The sequence below is a fragment of the Bacillus sp. FSL W8-0223 genome, assembly GCF_038006805.1.
In the GTDB taxonomy this organism is placed as follows: Bacteria; Bacillota; Bacilli; order Bacillales; family DSM-4216; genus Bacillus_O; species Bacillus_O smithii.
Map to the genome: position 1 here is coordinate 1873026 of NZ_JBBOVX010000001.1, position 24211 is coordinate 1897236.

Annotated in this window: 17 protein-coding genes and 1 pseudogene; 2 read left to right on the plus strand and 16 right to left on the minus strand. The window is 38.2% G+C overall.

What is annotated here, in order from left to right; all coding sequences use genetic code 11:
• Positions 1-295: 295 nt before the first annotated feature.
• The 3 genes from NST81_RS09170 to NST81_RS09180 all read right to left on the minus strand — a co-directional run bounded on the left by NST81_RS09170 (position 296) and on the right by NST81_RS09180 (position 6948).
• A complete protein-coding gene (locus tag NST81_RS09170) occupies positions 296-2386 on the minus strand; it encodes a heavy metal translocating P-type ATPase (protein ID WP_341029496.1) in 2091 nt (696 codons plus the stop codon).
• A 288-nt stretch (positions 2387-2674) separates the two neighbouring features.
• Positions 2675-5806 carry an SMC family ATPase gene (locus NST81_RS09175; protein WP_341029498.1) on the minus strand — a complete coding sequence of 1044 codons (3132 nt, stop codon included), beginning with the start codon at positions 5804-5806 and terminating at the stop codon, positions 2675-2677.
• 2 nt (positions 5807-5808) lie between these two features.
• Positions 5809-6948, minus strand: a complete 1140-nt coding sequence (locus NST81_RS09180; protein ID WP_048623379.1) for an exonuclease SbcCD subunit D — start codon at positions 6946-6948, stop codon at positions 5809-5811.
• A gap of 272 nt (positions 6949-7220) precedes the next feature.
• Here NST81_RS09180 and NST81_RS09185 point away from each other — a divergent pair, with 272 nt between their 5' ends.
• Positions 7221-7646, plus strand: a complete 426-nt coding sequence (locus NST81_RS09185) for a DUF2621 domain-containing protein (protein WP_003352947.1) — start codon at positions 7221-7223, stop codon at positions 7644-7646.
• A gap of 99 nt (positions 7647-7745) precedes the next feature.
• Here NST81_RS09185 and NST81_RS09190 read toward each other — a convergent pair whose 3' ends face one another.
• The 4 genes and pseudogenes from NST81_RS09190 to NST81_RS09205 form a co-directional block, all read right to left on the minus strand.
• Complete coding sequence (locus NST81_RS09190) at positions 7746-8234, minus strand: CcdC family protein (protein ID WP_048623380.1); 489 nt, start codon at positions 8232-8234, stop codon at positions 7746-7748.
• A 363-nt stretch (positions 8235-8597) separates the two neighbouring features.
• Positions 8598-9745: pseudogene (locus NST81_RS09195) on the minus strand (IS256 family transposase).
• A 184-nt stretch (positions 9746-9929) separates the two neighbouring features.
• A complete protein-coding gene (locus NST81_RS09200) occupies positions 9930-10637 on the minus strand; it encodes a cytochrome c biogenesis protein CcdA (protein ID WP_341029502.1) in 708 nt (235 codons plus the stop codon).
• A gap of 197 nt (positions 10638-10834) precedes the next feature.
• Positions 10835-11746 (minus strand): LysR substrate-binding domain-containing protein, encoded by a 912-nt coding sequence (locus NST81_RS09205; RefSeq protein WP_341029504.1) that lies wholly within the window; start codon positions 11744-11746, stop codon positions 10835-10837.
• A gap of 136 nt (positions 11747-11882) precedes the next feature.
• Here NST81_RS09205 and NST81_RS09210 point away from each other — a divergent pair, with 136 nt between their 5' ends.
• The gene (locus tag NST81_RS09210; protein WP_341029507.1) at positions 11883-13064 is read left to right on the plus strand and encodes an MFS transporter; all 1182 of its coding nucleotides are present in this window, start codon (positions 11883-11885) and stop codon (positions 13062-13064) included.
• 225 nt (positions 13065-13289) lie between these two features.
• Here the strand turns inward: NST81_RS09210 and csaA are convergent, their stop codons facing one another.
• From csaA to NST81_RS09255, 9 genes are all read right to left on the minus strand, one after another.
• Positions 13290-13619 (minus strand): chaperone CsaA, encoded by a 330-nt coding sequence (gene csaA, locus NST81_RS09215; protein WP_048623383.1) that lies wholly within the window; start codon positions 13617-13619, stop codon positions 13290-13292.
• 810 nt (positions 13620-14429) lie between these two features.
• On the minus strand, positions 14430-15011 hold the full coding sequence (locus NST81_RS09220; protein WP_341029511.1) for a hypothetical protein: 582 nt from the start codon (positions 15009-15011) through the stop codon (positions 14430-14432).
• Positions 15012-15310: 299 nt separating this feature from the next.
• Entirely contained in the window at positions 15311-16450 is a 1140-nt protein-coding gene (locus tag NST81_RS09225; RefSeq protein ID WP_327805871.1) for an IS110 family transposase, read from the minus strand.
• Positions 16451-16967: 517 nt separating this feature from the next.
• A complete protein-coding gene (locus NST81_RS09230) occupies positions 16968-17819 on the minus strand; it encodes a GH25 family lysozyme (RefSeq protein WP_341029514.1) in 852 nt (283 codons plus the stop codon).
• A 14-nt stretch (positions 17820-17833) separates the two neighbouring features.
• Positions 17834-18253, minus strand: a complete 420-nt coding sequence (locus tag NST81_RS09235; RefSeq protein ID WP_341029516.1) for a phage holin family protein — start codon at positions 18251-18253, stop codon at positions 17834-17836.
• Positions 18254-18319: 66 nt separating this feature from the next.
• Entirely contained in the window at positions 18320-18598 is a 279-nt protein-coding gene (locus NST81_RS09240; protein ID WP_341029519.1) for a hypothetical protein, read from the minus strand.
• On the minus strand, positions 18591-21449 hold the full coding sequence (locus NST81_RS09245; RefSeq protein ID WP_341029522.1) for a phage tail spike protein: 2859 nt from the start codon (positions 21447-21449) through the stop codon (positions 18591-18593). The genes NST81_RS09240 and NST81_RS09245 overlap by 8 nt, the downstream gene beginning before the upstream one ends.
• Before the next feature lie 10 nt (positions 21450-21459).
• Positions 21460-22761: a phage distal tail protein gene (locus tag NST81_RS09250; protein WP_341029524.1), complete on the minus strand. Its 1302-nt coding sequence runs from the start codon at positions 22759-22761 to the stop codon at positions 21460-21462.
• Between the two features lie 78 nt (positions 22762-22839).
• On the minus strand, positions 22840-24201 hold the full coding sequence (locus tag NST81_RS09255; RefSeq protein WP_341027798.1) for an IS1182 family transposase: 1362 nt from the start codon (positions 24199-24201) through the stop codon (positions 22840-22842).
• Between the last annotated feature and the right edge of the window lie 10 nt (positions 24202-24211).

Consider the following 24211-nt stretch of genomic DNA (forward strand, 5'->3'; position numbering starts at 1 on the left):
TATCCTCCTCTTTTAACATCATTTCGATATTTTATCCAAGTAATTCTGATAATGAAGCGCTTATTTTTCAATCTGTTTTTAGGCAAACATCTGCAGAAGCAATTTTCAATATCATGGATCTTTTCAATGCTGCTGGTTCTCTAAAACGATGATGCCTTTATGTGGAATGAATGAACCGGAAGAATCATTTTTTCGTGTTGTGTGGAGATAAAGTTCCGCGAAGCAGATCTTTCCATTGGATTTAAGTTATGTTTCTTACTTAATGTAACAGAAGGGGGATCTAAAGGAATCCCCATCAGCCAATTTCTAGTTGTTTTTCTTTCTTTGTTTCCATTAAGATGCTTAAACTTATGAGGGTAATGATGATGGTAGCTCCCATGTCGGACATGATGGCGATCCACAGTGTCAGCCAGCCGGGAATCGTAAGCAGCAGTGCCACCAATTTTAAGCCGAGCGCCAATCCAATATTCAATTGAATGGTTCGATTGACTCTTTTGGAAATCGCAATCGCAGACGGCAACTTCCCGAGATGATCTTGCATTAAGACGACATCTGCCGTTTCAATGGCACTATCAGAACCTTTTCCCATCGCAATACCGAGATCCGCAGCTGCCAGAGCAGGAGCATCATTGATTCCGTCTCCAATCATAGCTGTTTTTTCATGTTTAGATAGTTCTTGGATCACGGCTAGTTTCTCGTCCGGCAAAAGCCCGGCGTAAACTTCTTGAATTCCAGTTTGTTTTGCGACTTTTTCTGCCGTTCCTTTATGGTCCCCTGTTAACATCACAACCTGTTTGATGCCGGCTTGGTGCAGTTTGGAAACAAGAGTGTGACTTTCCGGACGAATTTGGTCGGTAACACCCATCATCCCAAATACTTTGGATTCATCAGAGACCATGACGATGGTATAACCATGTTTTTTCAAATCCTCAAGATCTTTTTGGATAGATTCCGATAGCTGAAGGTGACCGGCGCTTTTTTCATTGCCGACAAAATAAGATTTTCCGGTTATGACCGCTTTCACGCCTTTTCCAGGCAGCGTAATGACTTGTTCAGGCTGTGCCTTTTGAGTTGTTTGTTTGCACGCCGCTTCGTAAACAGCTTTAGCTAAAGGGTGTCCAGATAATGATTCAACGGATGCTGCAATGAAGTAAAATTGGTCATCATATACTATTGTTTTTTCGACAACCGGTTTTCCTGCTGTCAATGTCCCCGTTTTATCCAATGCAATCGTTTTGATTTTACCTAGTTGTTCTAGAAACACGCCGCCTTTCATTAAAATTCCGTTTCGAGCATTTCTCGTAATCCCTGAGATTAATGCGATTGGAGAAGCCAACAAAAGAGCACATGGGCATCCTACAATTAAGACGGCTAATCCTTGATATAGCGAGAATTTCCATTCCCAATTCAAAAAGAGAGGAGGAAAAAGGATCACGAACAAAGAAATGAGCAAAATCAGCGGAGTATAATATTGAGCAAAACGATCCATAAATGTTTCAATCGGCGTTTTCTTAGACTGAGCCTCTTCTACTAAACGGAGGATTTTCGCTATAGAGGAATCGTTATATAACTTAGTCACTTTTACTTTTAATACGCCCTCGTTGTTGATGCTTCCTCCAAATATTGGATCGTTTGTTGATTTTTCAATTGGCAGAGATTCTCCTGTAACAGCAGCTTCATTCACCGAGCTTTTTCCTTCAATGACCACTCCATCGGAAGGAATCTTTTCTCCCGATTTCACCAAAACGATATCTCCAATCTTCAGTTGATCGATCGGGATCACCCGTTCTTCTCCGTTCACCAACAATACGGCTTCTTTTGGAGCGGCACGCAGCAGCGATTCCATGGAGCGGCGTGCCTTTTCCATTCCCAGCCCTTCCAAATATTCATTTAATCCGAATAAAATGGCGACAAATGCAGCTTCTTTCCACTGACCAATACAATAGGCACCGATCAAGGCAATGGTCATGAGAGTATTCATGTTAAATTTGAAATGGAATAAATTTTTCATCCCTTTTATAAACGTCTCATGTCCACTAACGGCAGCTGCGGCTAAATAAAACAGTACAGGCATGTAGCTGGGAGATTTGTTTTCTGCTAACAACGCCAAAACATACAGGACAGTTGAAATAAAAAGGAGAAGCTTCCAATTAGAATCGCTGTCCTGATGATCATGTTCTTTTTCTTTATCATTTTGAATGATGGAAGCCCCATCTGAGGCCAAAATTTTTTCCACTTTGGATATATCGATTTGGTCCGATATCTGTAGTTTTCCAGTATGATATAAAATTTTTGCATCTTCCCCATGGGGGAGTTTTTGAATTTCTTCTTCCAATTCTTGTGCACAACTGGCGCAAGAAAGGCCCTTTATTCGGTACTCCGCCATTATGCGGCACCCCCATCTATTCGTTCCAAATTTTTCTTTTATTTTAGCATACCATGATATGCTCATATAGAATGATATGCTTCTATCTTAAAATCATTTTTTAAACTTTCTCCTGATCAAAATGGGTTGAATGCATACTAATCGAAACGTAACACAGCGAATCAAACTCGGTTATTTTGAATGGATGAACGGTGTTGATCCATTCATTCTAAACAGGAATGATCGTTCTATCAATGGAGCCTTACTGAAAAGAACTTCAATTCAACAGCAAGGCTCTTTTTGGAGATTTTAATAGAAAATATGAAACTTTGTATGACTTCCGTTTTGTGTTGAAATCACTTCTAATCTTGCATCGATTCGTTCTTTTAATTCAGGCACATGGGAAATAATTCCAACCAGACGTCCACTGTCTTGAATATCCATCAAAGCTTCGATCGCTTGATCTAAAGATTCAGGATCCAGTGTTCCAAATCCTTCGTCAATAAACATCGTTTCAAGAGAAATTCCGCCGGCATAGCTTTGAACAACATCCGCCATGCCTAATGCAAGTGATAAAGACGCTTTAAAACTTTCACCTCCTGATAGCGTCTTTACATGGCGCGTCTGCCCTGTATATTGATCGTAAATCAATAATTCCAATCCACTTTGGACATTGCCTTTTGATCGATCTCTTTTCCGCAGCATCCGGTACCTTCCACCCGTCATTTTTGCCAGTCTTTCATTGGCTGACAGCAAAATATCATCAAGAAATGCAGCTAATACATACCGTTCAAATGTGAGCCTGTGCGGATTTTGTCCCTTTGTTATTTCATAAAGATGGCCAAATGTTTTATATTGTTCTTCCAGTTGCTCCAGTTCTTTGTTAATGTCCGTCACGTTTTGATAAATCATCTCATTATTTTGGATCGTTAAAAGAGTGGAAGTTCTTTTTTCATCCAGTTGGGCTAGTTCTTCCATTATTTCGTTTAATTTTTGATTGAAACGATTCAAATCGGGAATTTGGATACCTGCTAACACTCGTTCAAGTTCATCCATACGAGAAGAGACATAGCGATAACGTTCCCAAAATTCCTGGATGGTATTTTCCAGCATTTTGATTTCCTCTTCTGTTCGTTTGGCCTTTTCGTAATGCCGATAATCGGGAAATCCTTCTTCTTTCAGCATCTGTTTAAATGTATTTCTTTCCAAGTCCATCTGTTTCATTTTTTCTAATAATATATTGGTAACTTCCTCCACACGGGATTGTAATTTTACCATACTCATGTTCAGTTCTTGATATCGTTTTTGAGCCTCGTCATAAGACTTTTGCAAAGATTCCTGATACTGGATCCGCTTTTGTAAAGCTTTTTGAAACGACGACTTTGAACGCAAATTCTCTGGTATTTGTGTGTTCATTCGTTCAATATTGGCTCGTTTCATCATCATTTGCTTTTCGATTTCATCTACAGTTTCCAAGCATTTTTCCAGAGCATTTTCCACTTGTTGTTTTTCGACTGTCAATTGCTCCGCTTCGGTTTTCAGCTCTTGTTCTTTTCGTAGAGCTTTTTTATCCTGCTGCTGCCGAAGTTTCAACTCTTGCAAACTAGATTGCTGCGAACGGATATCGGATGATAAAGACTCCTCCGAGAAATTCGGAAAAAGGTTTTCTAGTTCCTTTTGAATTTCTTCTTTTGAGTTTTCGATCGTTTTCATTTCGAGTTGTAGTTGAAGGAATCTTCTTTCCACTTCTTGTTTGCGCCGTTCTACCTCGGCAGCCTTTTCTTTCGCGGAGTTTAGATCTTCTTCGGAAGGTAATTCCTGTTTATATTGCGCCGGAGCAGGGTGGTGAACAGATCCGCAAACAGGGCAAGGCTCATGTTCTTGCAGTTTTTGAGCCAATATTCCCGCTTGTCCATCAAACCACTCTTTTTCTAAATGCCGAACGGTCGCTTTTGCATCGAGAAGCGCTCTTTCGGTTGCCTGAAGCTGCTCATTAGCCACCGCTAATGCTGAAAGGATACGCTCTTTTCGATGTTGTTCATCTTGATATTTTAACAGCCGATTGACAATCCTTTCTGTTTTTTCGATCAAACGTTCACGCTGTAATAGGGCTAATTTCGTTTGTTCGAGTTCACTCAGCAAAGTATTTTTTTGTTCTAACCTTTCTTCGATTTTTTCCAATTGATCTGAATAGGTTTGTTTCTCTTGTTGCAGCTCTTTCCATTGGGCCTCCATCTTATCGAGAGCAATCGTTTCTTCTTCATACGATTGGATATCGTTTTCAAGGGCTTTTAAACGACTCACTGCTTCTACCGCTCTTTTTCTCTCTTCTTCTTTCGCTTGTTCTTCTTCCCAATTCTTTTGAGCTGCTGCCAGCTTAGGCTCTATTTTCGATAGTTGGTTCTGAAATATTTGTTTTCGCTTTTCAAATTCTTGAATTTCAGCATGCAAGCGTCGACACTGATTTTCTTGTTGATCCAGTTTGGCCGCTTTTTTCGCTCTTTCGACTTCCAATTGCTGTTTTTCCACTTCTTCGATTTGACGTTCAAGCTTTGTTTTTTCTTCTTCCAACTGGCGCTTTAAAGTAAATTGATCAAGGATCGCTTTTCCTTGCGTGATTTGTTCTTTCAGCTGATCACGTTGCACTTGCTTTTCCGAAATTTCACTTTTAATCGACTCATATTGGCTTCTCCACTCTTTTAACTCCGATGAAAGCAGGTCTAATATGCGTTGTGGATCCACTATTTCCTGATGAAGTGCTTCAAGAAGTTCGCTGTTTTGAGTGCGAATGCTTTTTAACAGCCGTTCTTGTTCCTGTTTTCTCTGCTGAACGATTGATTTTAGCTGGTCCGCTTCTTCTTTTAATTTTTCTTCAATTTTTTTATACAGTTCTGTATGAAACAATTTCTGCAAAATCGCTTCTTTCTCTTTGCTGTCCGAAACAAGCAGCTTGCGAAATTCTCCTTGGGGAATCATCAAAATTTGTCGAAACTGATGGGCATCCAGCTGGATTAATTCTTTGATCTTCTCCTCCGTTTCCCGAACATTGGAAGCAATGATTTGTTTCTCCCCTTGATCTGTTATACGGTAAAGCTCTGCCTTAGCATTTACTGTCGTCATACCGTCTCCTCTTGCTTTCTTCTTTTCTTGCTGAGGCGATCGGACAATGTAATAAGTTTGTCCACGCAGCGAAAACAATAAAGAAACTTCCGTCAAAGTCTCTGGATCGGCAAAATGGCTGCGAAGATCGGTTCCGCTCCGATCTTCTCCGCTCGCCTTTCCATAAATAGCAAAACAAATGCCGTCAAAAATCGTTGTTTTCCCTGCTCCTGTTTTCCCGGTTATTACAAACATGGTTCTGTTTCCCAATTTCGTGAAATCAATCACTTCTTTTCCCGCGTACGGTCCAAACGCTTGTAAAGTGAGCCGAAGAGGCCTCATGGTCACAGCACCTCCTTTTTGACGCTTTCTATGATGGTTTTCATTATGGATCTTTTCTCATCTGTAAACGGTCTAGTAGTCATCTGTTCATAAAAGCGCTGAAACAACTCTAATTCTGATACTTCTTTTTCTTTCATAATAAAATATTGTTCTTTCCTTCTTTCGTCCAAAAAATCTACTTTTCTCTCTAAATGGAGAACATTAGGATATATTTTTCGCAATTTCCCAATTGGGTCAATTAATGCTCCTTCATCCAACAGGGTAATTTTTAAGAAATCATCCGTTTTTTGCTGTTGATAAAAAGCAGGATCAAGCAGTTCATCGAGATATCCTTCCAATTCTCTTAAATCGAATTTTGGAGTCAGTTTTTCTTCTCTGATCTCAAACTGTCCGTTGTCATCCAATTCGATGATCGTTACACTTTTCTTTTGATTCGCTTCTGAAAACGAATATTTCAACAATGAACCAGAATAACGAATGGTAGGATGAGAAAGAGCGTTTGGACTGTGCAAATGTCCAAGAGCGGTATAATGGAACGGAGAAAATACATCTGCAGAAATACAACCAGAGCCGCCGACAGCTAACGTCCTTTCTGAGTCCGTCGTTTTCCCTCCAAGAACGAAAGCATGACCTATTAAAATATTGATCTCATTCGGATTTAATTGTTTTTCAATTTCTCCGATGATCGCTTTCATGGCGTCTTCATGCGTATGTATCGAATCATCACCCAATAATTCCCTCACGATTCCAGGTTCGCTGTAAGGAATTAAATAAAAATTAACCCCTTCTATCCGAACAGGCGTAAAATCCGTTGTGAGTTTTCCCTTTAAATAAAACTGACTGCGCCGGAACCAAGATGAACCAAATGAAAGACGTTCAGCGCTGTCATGATTACCGGAAATAGCGAGTACCGGCACTTTTAATTCAACATTGAGTTGGTATAACACTTCGTTTAACAGTTCGACCGCCTCTGTCGGTGGAACGGATCGGTCATATAAATCGCCAGCGATCAATACGGCATCCGGCTGTTCTCTTTCTACTAATTGAACAAATTGCCTTAACACTTCTCTCTGCTGTTCTGTCATATAAATTCCGTGAACAAGCTTTCCTAAGTGCCAATCGGCAGTATGAATCAATTTCATGATATCGATCACCTTTTCCTCGTTATAACTCCAAAGAAATAAAAACGTCCGCTCTTAATTGTGTTTGATAGCGGGTAAAAATGTTTCTTTCTCACAGTCGTTTTTGCCTCTAATATTCATACGAGTTTCATTGATTTCATTATAACAAAATTTCTTTCCGCCATTCTCTCACAAGGAGTGAACGAACTCTCTTAATGGAGGAGAAAAGTTGTAGTTTTTCCATTCTTTGTCTATAATGATATCAATCAATGTTCGAATGTTGGAGGTAGTCTATGCTTGTCGGCTGGTTTTCTTATTTTATTTTGCTGTGGGGAATCTTTTTGATTATAACCATTTCCATCGGCGGTTTTTTCATGTTTCGCAAATTTTTGAAACGGCTTCCGAAAGCGGACGGTAAATCCGACATGGACTGGGAAGAATATTATGTAGAGAAGACACGCCATTTATGGGATGACACCCATAAAGCCATTTTGGAAGAGCTTGTCAGTCCGGTTCCTGAACTGTTTCGAGATGTCGCCCGTCATAAAATTGCCGGCAAAATCGGAGAACTTGCTTTAAATGAACAAGCCGAACGGATGAACATGGACTTAATTATTCGGGGTTATATCATGGCCACTCCAAAAAGAGATCACAAATTTTTAAGAAAAAAGCTGACGGCAATGAATGTGGATTTATCAAAGTACGAACATTTCTTTTGAACATAGAGGAAAGGCTGGCTCTATCAGGATTGAATCCTATGAGCCAGCCTCTTTTTTGTAAAACTTTAACAGAAAAATTCATCGAACAAAATTCTCTTTTTACAGGCTATTCGTTTGAATGGGGCCATCGTTTAATTGATTCAGCATCTTTTTATACTGAATGTACATCGCAATTCTCCAAGGAACAATCATCGAAAATGCCAGCAAGAAGAACATTCCGCTCAGCTGACCTACATGAATAGTAGTACTTAAAATGGCTTTTACGATCAATCGAACAATTAAAAGCGTCACTAAAATATAAACGAAAGCTTTTGATCGTTTTAAATAAATTTCATTATCACGAATTTCAAATCTCGACGTTTTAATTAAAATAATGGAACAAAGCATTCCAAGCATAATGGATTCCATCATTTCCATTGGTGTTATCCGAAATTGCGGAAACAAATACATCAAACTGCCAGTGCTCATAAAAATCGGCGGCAAAATGATTTTCTTAACGGATGTTGGCTTTTTAGCTGCTTTTAATCGAATCATGATGACGGAAACACCCATCACTACAGCAAAGATAGATGAAGCGATTAACCACATCTGAATCACCTTTTTTCAAATTTTTAAAACGTTTTTTTCGTACAAACTATATGAACAATGATCGGTTTTGATTCACACGCTACATTTCTTTCAGTTTGTCGATAAGAAATTTTTTTATGAATGGAGATTTGCACGAACTATTATATAACATTTTGATGATGAAAACAAAAAATTACCTTATTTTTCAATTCATTCTTTTTTTATAGGTACCGTCAAGAATTTTGTGTAAGAGAGTATTCTCAGATACGTTTTTTTAATCTTGGAGGAGGTGTTTAGTTGTCTTATATGAGACTGAATATTCAGTCTCATATAAGACAACTTAGTCTCCCTAGACTCTGTTCTTCATGAACAAAATTTGGTCTTTCAGTATCTTTCTTCAAACATATCTTGAAGTGCCTTGTATGCCGTAGAAAACCCTTTAAGTTTTCTAGTGGACCATTTTTCATTCAAGTCCTGTACCGTTAAGAACGTGATTTTTTCTGCTGCTTCAATACTGGTTAAGCTGTTCATCGTTTTGAGTCGTTTACGTATATCTTTAATCGTTCGTTCAATAGCATTGGTCGTGTAGATGACACTACGAATACTGGTCGGATATTTCATGAATGTTAGGAGGACATCTAAATCTTGTTCCCAAGATTGGACTTCTCTAGGATACTTTTTAGACCACTTGTCTTTAAACTCATGAAAGGCTTGAATGGCTGCGGATAGATCAGCTTTAGGTCTTCAGCCACTTCAAATTGGTCTTTTTTCCTTACCTTGTTTAACGTATTTCTTACTTTGTGGACCACACATCGTTGAACATCGGCTTTCGGATAGACGGCTTTAAAGGCTTCTTCAAGACCTGGGAGTCCATCAAAAACACCAAGTAAGACTTCATGAGCACCGCGTGTATAAAGGTCTTGGAGAATCTCTTGCCAGCCATGCGCGCTTTCTTGACCTCCAACGTAAAAGCCAAGAATTTCACGATAACCTTCTTCATTGACACCAAGAACAACGTAAATGACTTCTTTGGCATACGTATCACGACGAACTTTTATATAAAACCCATCAAGATACAACACAGAATACCGTTTGTTTAATGGACGTTGTTGCCATTTTTGAATATCCTCCAACGCGGCATCTGTAATATGACTAATCGTGGTAGGAGAGTAGGTTGAACCAAGAATTCTTTCGATAAACTTCCCAATTTCTCGAGTGCTCATCCCACTTTGATACATTTTAATAATCGCCTGTTCCAGCCAGCCGTCTTGACGTTGATAAGGCTCAAACAGTTGAGTCTGGAAATCCCCGTTGCGATCTCTTGGAACCGTAAGAGCTTCTATTTTCCCGTACTTTGTATCAAGAGTACGGTGATAATAACCATTTCTTGAGTTTTGAACGTGTTCCTGTTCCACTTGGAGGAAATTTTTGATTTCTTCTCTCATGATGAATTCAAGCTTTTCTTGAACAAAATCTTTTATCATATTTTCCAGTTGATTTGCGAAATCTGAGTTGAGTATACTATTACTCATAAGGTAGGGTATCTCCTTTCAGTTTTGTTTGGTCGCAAATCTGAGAATACCCTGCCTTTTTCTTTTTTTCTAGTAGAAAAATTTGCTTACACAAAATAATTTACATCATCTTTTTATACCTCTTTTCAAGAACGATGAATCGTTTTTTCAAATGATAGCTATTAAAATTAGCACCATTTTTTGGCTAAAATCCTTGAAACGTACCAAAAAGCTGATTAAACACCATGATGATTTTCGTCAACCAGTCAAAAAACAAGAGCACCCCCATCAAAATCATCAAATGTCCACCCACTTTGACGATCCATCCACTATGTGTCCGCATCCATTTCAATCTGCCGATAAAGAATGACAAAATAAAAAACGGAATAGCGAAACCAAGCGTATAGGCAGACATATAAAGGAATCCAGATTCCGGATTGGAGGCTGCTAAAGCGATGACAGACATTAAAATGGGGCCCGTACATGGCGTCCAGCCGGCGGCAAAGGCCATCCCTATCAAGATGGAGCCTAAGTAGCCAGAAGGCCGGTTTTTAAATTGAAAGCGCCGCTCCTTCATGAAAAATTCGGGTTTCAATAGGCCGGCTACGATCAAACCAAAAAAAATAATGCATAAAGCGCCAATTTGTCGGATGAGATCTTGATAGTTGCGAAAAAAGGATCCAACAAAGGAAGTGGCAAATCCAAGTGAAATAAAAATAGCAGAAAATCCGACTAAAAAAAAGAAAGTATGGAGCAAACTTCTCTTTTGCAACATCGCGTTTTCTGTTTTTAACTCATTGACACTCATTCCTGTTATATAGGATAAAAAAGCAGGATATAAAGGCAGACAGCAGGGAGAAATAAAACTTAAAAACCCCGCTCCAAAAGCCAGCAGCCCATTTACATCGGTCAATCGTTCCACTCCCTTTCTTTCGTTCTTCCATTTTAGCAGAGACGCAGACGAAATTTCCGCCTGAAAATTTGAACATTTTGTGGCAAGCTGATCGAGTTTCAAGAAACTATTAAGAAAACTTTTCGCATCCTAACATCCATTTTTTTCTTTCTTCCGGATTATATCATCAGCAAAATGTTTGCTTAAACAAAAAGAAATTATTCACAATCACACTGATTCATTAGCGGGATGATAGATTTCTTCACTAGTTCAATAAAGGCACGTACTGTCGGGGATAGATTGCCGCTTTTCCAAGCAAGAGCGGTCGTAGTATATGGATGATTCCGAATGTTACGATAAATGACTTTATTTTTAAAAATGCTTTGTATGGAAGCTGGTACAAGAGCAACGCCCATTCCCGATGAAACAAGCGATAGAACCGTAGATAATTCTTTTGTTTCTTGCACTACCTTTGGACTAAATCCTGCCTGATAACATAATTTTATCAATGTATCATAATGTCTCTGATTTGCCTTTCTTCCCGTCACTATGAATGGATCATTGGATAAATCGTTAAGATTGATCGAAGATGTTTCGCGTGCTAGTGGATGATCCTTTGGTAAAGCGATCACCATAGGCTCTTGTCGAATGACTTCAAAAAGTACGTTGTCATTTTCAATAGGATGACATAGTATGCCCACATCAATACGTCCTTCGTGTAAAGCTTTCACTTGTTCTTCTGTCGTTAACTGTAGTAAATCAATATGAATATTAGGGTATTTTTTTCGATAATGCTGAATAATGGCTGGAAGAATATCATAGGATGCGGATGAGATGAAACCGATTGCTATTTCTCCGATCTCACCACGGTTCACCATTCTGACTGTTTCAATTGCGTCCTCTAAATTCTTCAAAATCAGATAAACTTTTTCTAAAAACACCTGCCCTTCTTTTGTTAACTCTACCTTCCTTTTCGTTCGATGGAAAAGCGGCACTCCTATTTCTTCTTCTAATTGGCGAATTTGAGAACTTAGCGGGGGCTGTGCCATATTTAAACGAGCAGCAGCTTTTCCAAAATGTAATTCTTCAGCAACTGTTACGAAATATTTTAAATGTCGTAGTTCCAACACTTTCCTCTCCTTATTAATACTTATTATGTATTAATGTATCCTTAAATATATATTAGACGTATAAAAATGATTCTTGTAAAGTGAAATTACGAAGGTTCCATTCAAAAAGAATGATTCAATGAAAATGGAGGTTAGTATGCGACAAATTCTTCTCCTCACAATAGGTATGTTCACTCTTGGATTTGACGCCTATGTAATAGCTGGTTTGTTGCCGGATATCGGGAAAACGCTTAGAATAAGCGCATCACAAACGGGACAAGCGGTAAGTGTCTTCACACTTTGTTATGCATTAGCTGCACCCATTTTTGCAACATTGTTGTCCGGAAAATCAATACGCAGAATCTTAGTATGGGCACTAGCAGTTTTCTCATTAGGAAATGGGGCTAGTGCAATAGCTTCGAGTTTCTCCATGCTGCTTATAGCTCGTGCAGTTGCAGGAATTGGAGCTGGTCTTTATTCCCCTTTGGCCGCAACTGCTGCTGCTTCCCTCGTTTCCAAAAAGAAACGCGGTCGAGCTCTGGGTATGATGCTAGGCGGCATGAGCACAGGAACCGTTGTAGGAGTTCCGCTTGGATTGATCATTGCTGAACATCTCGATTGGCATGCAACTCTTTGGTTTATTACTGTTTTAGGTCTTGTTGCCATGTTTGGAATCATGATATGGTTTCCAAGTTTTCCAGCTTCGTCTCCACCATCACTTCGTCAACGTGTTGCCATGATAGCAAATGGACGGAATGCGGCAATTATTAGTATCACTTTTTTGACCAGCACTGCCAGCTTAGGTCTCTACACGTATACTGCATCCATATTGCAAAATGTGGCAGACATTCAATTCATCACACCCTATCTTTGGGCATGGGGGATCGGCGGCGTTGTTGGGAGCTTTTCCATTGGTGCTCTAATCGATCGAACAGGACGGCCAGACATACTTATGATCTGTATTCTAGCCACTATGGCTTTCGCCATGTTCAGTCTGCCATTTGGTCTGAAACTTCCTTCACTTTCTTACCTTTCTTTCATTCTCTGGGGAGCGATGGGGTGGGCTTCACAATCGCCACAGCAACATGCATTACTTCAATTGCATCCGAATCATGGTGCCGCTTCTGTTGCATTAAATAGTTCCGCCAATTATTTAGGTAGCGCTGTAGGTTCCGCTCTTTTTGGATTTGCAATGCTATCAGGATTGACACCTTCTCAAATTCCGTTTGCTGCCGGTTGTCTTGTGTTAGTCACTTTACTAGGGCAATGGGGAATTATATCAAGTAATAAAAAATATAGGAAATATGCGAAAAGAAAGAATAACCACCTAGATTTGTAACAAATATGGATTAATAAAAAAGAATCTCTGTTTGCACTTTTCAGGAAACGGAAAAAATATTCTTATAGCAAGATGTCGTAAAATCAAAGTATAGAAAGAAGCTTTTCAAATCAAACGAATAGCCACCGGATGTTCCTGGGTGGCTTACTTTGAATGTTTTCAACTATTCATTTCCGATTGTTCCTCAAAAATGATGTTTGTTAAAACATTAGTCGCTCGAACGTCCTAGGCAATCGGTGTACCATTTTTAACAGGTTCATCCGGTTTTAAGAGTACCACATCCCCTTCTTCCGGAATACCGCCAAGCACCAAAACCTCCGATTTAAAACCTGCAATTCGTCTGGCGGGAAAGTTTACTACTGCGACTACTTGACGTCCAATAAGCTGTTCCGGTTCATATCTCTTTGTAATTTGGGCTGATGAACGTTTAATACCCAATTCCCCAAAATCAATTTCTAATTTTATAGCGGGTTTTCGTGCCTCTGGAAAAGATTCTGCCTTAATGATCGTACCAATACGAATATCTAACTTCAAAAAATCCTCTATTGCCGCCATGATAAGACCTCCCATTTTTTATAAAAAAGTGATTAGAGACTTTTCTTAAATAGGAACGATCAAAACCACAAAAGTCGAAGGAAAAACGAGAGCGATAAGTCGAAATAATCTGATAACAAAAAGAGTAGCATAGCTGTCTCGCCCTGTCTAGGAAAACGTAAAATCTGCGGTAAAGACCCGAACGAATCAAAACACCATTCACATTTGAAAGAATCATGATTTATCCGGAAATGCGACCGATTGCAGCTTGCTAGACAGTTTACAATCTATGGGTTTGCTTATACCAAATAAATAAAAAAGACTACTCCTTTCTTTGGTCACGTTTCCATAGAAAAGAATAGTCTTTACTTAAATAGGAAAAATTAATCTGATAAAAATGGAAAATTCCGATGAAAAATTAACCAATTGATGCTCTTAAGTTTTGAAATTCACTTGAACGTGAACTCAATAATACAGAAATCCTTTAGATGTCCAAAGCATTTATTGTTTAAACTGTTTGTTCATCGCGTTCATCATTTGATTAATTTTCTTTTGGGAAAAAATAATAGATAATATATCAACATCATTTAAAAACATTGATATATCAACGTTTTTAATATAATCCAAAACCACTTTTCCCGTTAAGAAGAATATACATTATGTAAGACTATTTTTCAAGGAAGATTTAAATGTTTGATAAAAAAATGATTAATCTTTCTTTATATTTTTATGGATTTGTCTTTTGTCAAAAGATTAATAGACATAAAAAGAACCCTACCATACATGGTTGGTAGGGTTGAGAAAAGTTTAAAAGCTCATAGTGGTCAGTATTTAATCTTGAAATGAAGTCACTTCTCCATTCTCAACATAAACGTAAATATCTGGATAAACCCATTGTTCGCTTGAGCCGTTTGATGTAACTGTACGGTTAATTTCGATTGGCACTCCACAAGAAATTAATAAATCTTTTTCAGACATTCCTATGTCAACTTCATTGGAATGCCATAAATTTAATAATGGATTTATTTTTTTGTCTATTAAACGATCTAAATATTTATACTTTCCATTTGCATTGACTTTATTATTAATTATATTCTGGATTCTCATTGAAATGGCTGAACTTATATTATCATTAACACTGATTTCATTATTTTCAACGATTCTATCTAAGTAGTTGTTTAATTCTCCATAATTAAAAAGTAAATCACTTTCGTCTTTCGGAAGATTCTTGTCAGTGACAAGTTCAGTAGTATCAGTGTCCCCTTCTAACATATTTTTGGCAATCTGATCAATCTTGCTAAGTTTTTCTTCTTTATGTTTTGTTTCAGAATTTTGTTGAGTAGTAACTTTATCACTACTGCAACCTATTAATAAAATAGAAAAAATGATAACAATTAAACCAATCTTATTCACTAATTAAACCATCCTTCCTAGTTCTTTTGATACAATACTATCACAAAAAACTAGAAAATTGCCCTAATTATGGTAAAATCCATTTAATAAAAAGGCATAAAAAAGCCCCATCCAGACTGTCGGCAAATCCGAAACCGGGATTTGCCGACAGCTTTTTTCTGTGAAAATAATTTCCTAGGTTTCCTCGTATATTACGGGCGGAAGCAGGCAAACCTAAACAAAGACCGAAAAAAGTCAATAAGAAAGCAGAGCTACCTGTGGGAGGTAACTTTGTATAAATCTTTTTGACTTTGGTTATACTAGTTAATTTGCTTTTCTTTAAAAGCCTCCTTGTTGATAAGCATGGAGTAAATGATCCGAAGCATTCGATGCGATGTGGCAACGAGTGCTTTTTTCTTTCCTCTTCGTGCTGCCAATGACCAATATTTTGCTGCTAACCATCTGTTTCGGCATCTTGACACTGCCCAAGCCGCCTCGCACATGGCGGATTTGATATGTGGATTCCCTTTTACCGTCCTTGTACTATACCGTTTTCCTGCACTTTCTTTGTTCCCTGGACACACTCCCGCCCATGATGCTAAATGTTGTGATGTAGGAAACTGACTCATATCTACACCCATTTCGGCGATAATGACGGCTGCTGTGTCTTTCTTAATGCCGGGTATCGTTAGAAGTAATTGAAGTTCTTCCTGATATTTCTGTAATAAAACATCAATTCTTTGTTCAATTTCGGTGATGAGGGATTCCAAATATTCAATGTGCTGCCAGGACTGACGAATCAGAAAAAGCTGATGCTCGTTTATTGTTCCAAATAAGGAATCCGCAATCTGCTGCTTTTTCGAAGCCATTTTCCCATGAATTCTTTCTTCAACATCCTTTACATCTACATATCCTTTTTCGATGAGGCGATTGAGCAGCTTTCTTCCTGAAACCCCAAACACATCTGAAATGACCGTACTTAATTTAACATTTGAGGCTTCCAATACTTTCTGAATCCTGTTCTTCTCAGAAGTTACGTGGCCAATCCATTTCTTTCTCAGCCTTGTTAAATCACGCAGCTCCCGAATATCTACCGGAGGGACAAAACTCTTTTCAATTAATCCATGGCGCAATAATTTTGCAATCCATTCAGCGTCAGAAACATCCGTCTTCCTTCCAGGTACGTTTTTAATCCTCTGGGCGTTCGCCAGGGTTATATCGAAGAAGTCCTCTAAGATATTGAACACGGGTTTCCAGTAGACTCCCGTACTTTCCATCGCAATGTGGGTCACATCATGGTCTTCGAGCCATTTTAACAACCGGAATAAATCTTTGGTCAAAGTCGGAAAGGTTTCTGTTTCCTTAATTAGTTCATCATCCTTTGAACCAATCAGAACACAAGCCACTATGGTTTCTGAATGAACATCCAATCCTGCACATCTTTCAATAAATACTTCCATCCAATCACTCCATAAAGATAGGATCACAAACAGTGAGTGAATTTGAAAATAAGCATTTTTCTGTACGTAGTCATCCTTCCATTTGGAAAGAGCTAACAAAGGGTTGAACACCAAATTCACTCAAACAGTTTTGTGTTCAGGGTCGAACCACCAAAAAAAGCCACGTATTATGAACTGTTTGTGTCTTTACCAATATGGACGGGAAGGAACTATTTTCATGCACGGGTTGGGAGAGAGACGATCATGAATGTTTTGTGTGTCATTAAAAAATAGAGATGGATGAAATGCTGGCAAAGATACTTTTGCTGCAATGAATTTGAAAAAGATGGCTTGCTGGACATGGAAAAGTCCAGCAATAACATAAAATAGACCCCTGGAGGGGTCTATTCCAAACATTTGAAAGCATAAAAGTGACAAAAGGCATCCGAAAGCGCACATTCGGATACCTTTTGTCTACACTCTGGCCCCATCCTCAATTGGATGGGGTAAAAAAAGAGAATCTAAAAATATGCTAAAATCACTTACCTTGAATAAGCCCACGATCTAACGCCACATAAAGCAACCCAATTAAATCATCTAGTGAAATTTCACCGTTTTGAGCCTTTTTGTACCAATCTGGACTAATCCCATTTGGGTCTTTCTTAGACAATCTTCCTAATACTCTCAAAGTTGCTTCCATCATTTCGTTATTTGAAGGCTGATACATCTTTGTCGCTCCATTCTTTGTATTATTTTTTTGTGTGGTTGTTGCTGTTGCTTGCGCTTGCTTACCAGTAAACCATTCTAATGGCTTAGAACCGTTCAGTAAGTTCAAATCAACAAAACCATCATACCAAGCTACCTTGCATTTCTGGCTGTATTGCCAAAGGTCACAAGGATAAGCAGGTTTTGTTTGTGGTGTACCGTTATCACTTCCATATCTCGGTAACCATAAGAAGTCAGCTTTAACTTTATCCATTCCATACTGCTTGTATAGTTCATGGCTTACATAAAGACCGACTTTAAACCCAGCTTTTTTACATGTATCAATAAATGCTTGGCTGGCTTGTGCAAGGTTTTTAGTTCCACATGCTTTAACCGTATCCTTTTCCACATCTAATACTAAGAATTTAGCTTCTTTATCTGCACGTTTTAAAAAGTCATTTGCTTCAACAATTGCATCATTTACACTTACGAAACAACCATAAGCGTAATGCCCGAATGGAATACCGTACTTTTTAGCATTTGCCACATGGTTTTTGTGTTCTGTATCTTCATCCTTAGAACCGTATTGCACACGAATTATAGCCAGATCAATGTCTTTAGAAGCCAAAGACCAATTTATTTTATTAGAAGGCTGATGGTGCGATAAATCTACAATCTTGCCCATTCTTATTACTCCTTTTACTCTTTGTTTTCGTCAGATTCTTTTAATGTCTGCCCCTTATCTTTTAAAACGAGAAGATATTTCTTAACAAAAGCAGGAAGTGGAACGCCCATCTGCCCTAAGTTTTCTAATATGCTCAAGCCTTCCATACCTATGTAAAACGATAATACTGCTGATTTCACAACAGGCATTCCGCCAAACATTGCAATGTCAATCATGTTTGCAATGATCAAAACAACAAAAATCATTGCTTTTCTGATCATGCCCTGCGACATTTTTCTGCTTCTTAATGCCTTGTCATAAAAGCCTTTTGTGATTCCTGTAATGATGTCAAGGGCAATAAAAACTAATAAAACACCCATTAGTGGCGTCCATGTGCCGAATAAAAAAGCTAATGGAACACCTATGAGTGTTGTAATAAGTCCAAGTTTAAACATTTTCTTTATCTCTCCTTTACGACAAAAAAGAAGGTGTTGTACATTCACCTTCTTTCACCCCCTTTTTTATTCATTTAATAGAAGTTCTTTTAGCTTTCTAACGTTTGTTCTATTAATTTGCTCATCCAGTGGCATTAGTTCTAGTGGATAATCTTCTTGTTCATCTGGAAGATTCATGTTAAAAATTTCGATAACGGAACAGTTTGGGCATATAACAGCATAATTCTCATATTGTTGAAATTCTTCTACATAGTTTAGCTTTTTGCCTGTAATGTTGTCTTGATATTTATGGTTGCAATTATTACATACGATAGTGATTGTTGTGTCATTAACTTCTTTAAGCACTGTATGTCCCCCTCCAATATCTAAAAGCACTTGTTGCCTGCTGATTTGTAATATATAACCAAAAGCCATAAATTGTTATGCTGGTGGTCAGAATACCTGTTGAATTTGTTAGGTTGCTGTCTCCTGTTGTCAGATTGATAGCCGATGGCGTATAGGTTTTTTTCACTCTGAATGGTTGCCATGTACCTGCAAAAACGCCAGAAACAGCAGGATTCCAGCCACTAACACCGCAATTTCCGATTTCAACCATGTTAGTTACAAGTTTGTTAGGGTCAACATAGACGTTGTTGCTTGATGCTGTGACAGTTCCGTTTATGGTGGCATTACCAGAAACATTTATTCCGCCATCTACATTTACTTTGCCATGTGTACCTTGATTTGGTGTAATCCAAATATCGTCAGCACCTATTGTTAACCCCATTCTGCTTAAATTGTCATCTCGGCTTGTGTTAATTCCGTCAGAATTAAATTTAATAAAGCCAATACTTTTCCCATTTTCGTATGTTTCAATTTCCACACGCCCATCAGTCAATCTTGCAACGTGTTGCACACCATCCGCATTAACTGGGCTTGTTGCAACGACATCACCGTTGAAGTTGCCATTTGCACCGTTTAAATTTCCTTTAAAGGTTACGTTGCCACTTGAGTCAACAACGAATTGATTATTAATGTTCAAACCGTTTAAAGATTTGATGGAACTAGCAGTAAGATTTTTAACTGTTACTTTATCTGCATCTAACGTGCCTGTTGTCATTTTGGATGCACTAACACTTTGAATCATTGCATCTTTAATGACTGCATTATCAATGGTTGTTTGACCAGTAATATGCACCTTTTTACCGTCAATCAATATACCTTCTGTTGATACATTGATTTGATTAATAACATCATTTTTTTGTACTCTCAAGTTAATATCATTAGAAAGCTGACTGATTTGGGAATTGGTTGAAGATTCAAAGTCGTTTAAATCCTCTTGAACACTATTAATTGTACTTGTTAAGCTATCAGCCGTTTGGGTTAGCTGTGATTGGGTAGCATATTTAGCATCTGCATCTGTTTTACTTACTTTTGTATCTACTACACTAGCCAATTGTGTAACGGTTGATTGATCTGCTTTATTTGCAACGGTGCTTTGTAAGCCTTGTACGGTTTGTGATAGAGTGGAAACTTGATTTGTTGCTTCATCTGCTTTTGTAGAAGCATCTTGAGCCATATCAAAGACAGATTGTGCTTGATTAATGGCTTCTTGGGCGTTGCTGTTCGCATTATTTGCTTGATTTACCGCATTATTTGCTTGTGTTAATGCATTTTCAGCGTCCGATTGTGCTTGTTCAATAATGGAATTATCAACATCCAACACCCACTGGCTACCGTCATAATGTTTTATAGCCGTTACATTACCTTCAGCATCTTCAACAAACCAAACATCCCCGTTTTTAGGGTTAGACGGCTCATTTTGACCATAGTAGTTGGTGTTCTTACCGTTTGCAGATTCTAAAGCTGTGTTAGCCTTTTCTTTAGCTTCATTTGCCGTTTCTAAAGCACTATTGGCTGTATTTTCCGCATTTTCGGCTGTCTCTTGAGCATTATTTGCTGTACTTTGTGCGTCTGTAGCTGTTTGTTGTGCTTGTTGTGCTACTTCTTGTGCATTATTAGCAACAGATTTAGCACTATCCCAATACGCTTGTCTTTGTTTAACCGTATTCATTAAATCTTCTAATTGTTGTTCAACAGTGATTTCCATTTCAACAAAGTTTGAAAGCTTCACATAATTTTGATTGGGGTCAGCTTGGCTAATACCCATTTCTGTTATTCTTGCTTCTAACACTAAAGGCTGATCAAATTCAAGGTCTTCAACGATCAATGTATCTCCTAGCCTTACCTTCTCATGTTCATAACCAGAAATTTGTTCGAGAAGTGCAACTTCCACTTCGTAAGTCATTTTCGGTTCTGTATGCTGTTGTAGAAATTCCCATGTCTTTTGCAAAATTACAAATGGTACTGTTTCTTCTGTTTTTAAAACACCCATTAAATGCTGACCATCATCAGACCAACGAGCCAATGCATCGGGGTCACCAATATAGTCTTGTCCAGCGTATTTAGTGACGGTTGTGCCATTTTTGTTTGTGAAAGTACCTGTTACATCTTTAATAGTTGGTACAACTCCATTTTCATCGGCCTTCCCCAATCCAATGACAGCAGTGTAAAGTTCGCTTGTATCTTCGGTTCTAGTAATGGATTTAATGTCCTTGCTATACGTAAACCGTTTCCCTGTATATTGACCGCGATGTTGTAACAGGTCAATATTTCTCTTATAAATTTGTCCGCCATTAAGCTCAACCCTATACCTTATTTCTCCACCATACGTGTCCTTTATATTTTGAATGGCTTCAATTGCGGTAATGTAGTCCGTAAATTCAATATTATTCACATCGGTTATTTCAACGATTCCAACTTGCCACAATGTGCCTTGAAGAATATCAGTTAAAACTTGTGTGGCTGTAACACCGCTAAACGATCGGGGACGGACAATTGTTTTTAAAAGTTCAAGTGCAGCATTTTCGGCAAAGACTTGTTTATATAGCTTTCCATCCGAGTCTCGAAATGTTTGGATTTCTCGAATTTTAAACAACACTAACTGACCATCTAAGTCTTGAATGGCTACATAATTTTCAACTTTGATAGATTCCGTTCCATCGGCTGGACATTTAAACTCATAAGTTGATTGTGCATCTTCGATATTTTCTACATACATATCTTCCCAAAAAGGTATAGAAGAAGGGAGTTCATTTGAAAGAACTCCCTGTACTTTCCCATCAAAATCAATGATATAGATCATATTATTACTCATTTCTCACCACCTACAAATACCTGCTGTCATACTGAATATCAACTTCAACAGCACCAGCTGGTATTACTCCAATTGTTTCTGTACCAGGACTCAAACCAAAAAATTGCGATCCTGGAACCATGTATTGAATAGCATTCACACTATTTAGGTATATACTTCCTTTTTCCATGTCGATTGTAAGAACATCACCTGCATTAAACACTAGATCAACATCCGCATCATCATCCAGTTGATTGATTTTCCACAGTTTCAAATCCTCAATATACATGGTGCTTGCAGGGCTTGTTCCATGAACTGATAAAGCAATGACAATGGATGCTATCTTATCGGTGAATTCATTTTTTGAATCAATAATACGAGTGGAAGTAGACCATTCTTCTTTGCCATTGCGAATTTGACCAAAATAAACATTGATGGCTTTCCCTTCTCTTCTCATACGAATCAACCCATCAAAATCATTTAAGTTTTTCACTTTTCGATCAAAGATAATATCTCTTCTTCCGTAGTATCCAAGCCCTGCTTGGGCATTATTTAGATATGCAACTGGACTATCATCTTTAAGCGTGAGTTTTGCAATTGACTCACCGGCTACGTTGCGGAAATAAATATCTATTTTACCCATCTGCTTTTCAAGATTAGAGCCAGTTGAACGATGTTGCACTTTTGCTTGAAAAACAAAATCTTGTACAGGTTCGGACAGCCCTTTGGCTAATGCGGCTCCATGCCACGCCGAACCTTCACCAACATTTAATAGACTAAAAGAATATCCATTGGAATTAATTTGACCACTAAGTGTAATTTCTTCAAAAGTTCCGTTTAAGGCTGTCCATCCACTTAAAGATTCACATGCTTCAAAAAATATTAATTGCTCTTTAGGAACAGGTGTAGTTTCTACCGTTTGAAAATTCCCCAATTGCAAATATTTTTCACCGCATGCGATCGCAAAAGCTGGTGTATCTTCCAAAAACGTGGCTGTTACGACAGGGAATGTTTCCACTCCGCTATAAACAGAAATATCTTGTACATTAGTATCTGCTGGAATATGTGCTATATAACTTTCACCTTTTCCGTATGGATACGGAATGAAAAACTGTAAGGTTGCTGTTCCTTCTCGATAATTTAATTTTGAAATATCCGATGAACCCGTAAAAATTCCTTCATAAACAATACCAGGATGATCAGTGAATTCGATTGGTACCAAAGAATCGGATTCTAAAACATTCGCTAATGCCTGTCGATTTTCTTCAAATGGATCAGGTATAAAAATATCCACGCTAAATGTGCGTGGATTCAGAGTGTAGACAAAAGGCATCCGAATGTGCGCTTTCGGATGCCTTTTGTCACTTTTATGCTTTCAAATGTTTGGAATAGACCCCTCCAGGGGTCTATTTTATGTTATTGCTGGACTTTTCCATGTCCAGCAAGCCATCTTTTTCAAATTCATTGCAGCAAAAGTTAGCATCGCCTGCATGGACAATTTTTTTAAACCTCTTAAAGTTGTCCAACGCATACCATGCTTTTCCTTTGCATCAGCAAAAACACGTTCAATGGTTTCTTTCCGTCTTGCATAAATGCTCTTATTCTCTTGTGTATGCCGAAGATGATCAGCTTCCTCTAAATAAAATTCCCATACATGTCGCTGAATCAGTTTTTTATGCTCCTTACTTTGGGTGCACTTCGAAAGGAATGGACAATCTTTACACTGGACTGGATCAGAAAAATATTGACGATAGCCTTCCTTCGTCGTAGTTGCATATTTTAACACTTGTCCTTGCGGACAAAGATAACAATCGTAGTATTCATCGTAAACATACTCATGTTTTTTGAAATAACCATCCTTTGTACGAGGGCGAGTATAAGGTAAAGCAGGGGTCATATCATTTTCAAATATGTATTGGGCAACGGCGGGAGTTTTATATCCAGCGTCAGCAGCAACCACAGCCGGTTTTCCATGTTTTTCTATGACTTTTTCAAGAAGTGGCTCCAATACGGAACTGTCATGAATATTCCCTGGCGTTACAATAGCCCCCAAAACAAAGCCATTTCGATCCGCAGCAGCATGGAATGAGTAAGCAAACTGTTTTGTTCGCTCGTCTTTTACGTAGTAACCACTTTCCGGATCAGTGGTACTTTCTTTTATTTCTTTATATTCTTCTTTCCCAAATTTATCTGGAGGAAATGGCTTTTTTCCATGTGCTTCTCGATCAGCATTTATCTCATCTTGTAGACGTGCTTGATAGGCTTTCGTTTCTTTTCGAACCACTTTCTTCACAAATTTATGCTTATTCGCACTCGCTTTGACATGAGTAGAATCAATAAAGACATGCTCACTGCTTATCAGCTTCTTATCTGCAGCTTCTTTCAAAATGCGATAGAATATCTGTTCAAATAAGTCTGTATCCTTAAAGCGTCGCTCGTAGTTTTTCCCAAACGTTGAAAAGTGAGGTACCTTATCATAAAAACCAAATCCAAGAAACCAACGGTAAGCCAGATTCGTTTCGATTTCCTCTATAGTTTTTCGCATGGAACGAATACCGAAGGTATATTGGATGAAAGCCATTTTAATCAATACAACTGGATCAATACTTGGTCGACCTCTTTCCGATGAATACATGTCTTGAACAAGCGAATAGATAAATGAAAAATCAATAGCAGCGTCGATTTTACGAACCAAATGATCTGCAGGTACAAGTTGGTCTAAAGCTATCATTTCTATTTGATCACGATTCATCTGTGTATTTTTTGTTAGCACTTCATCCACC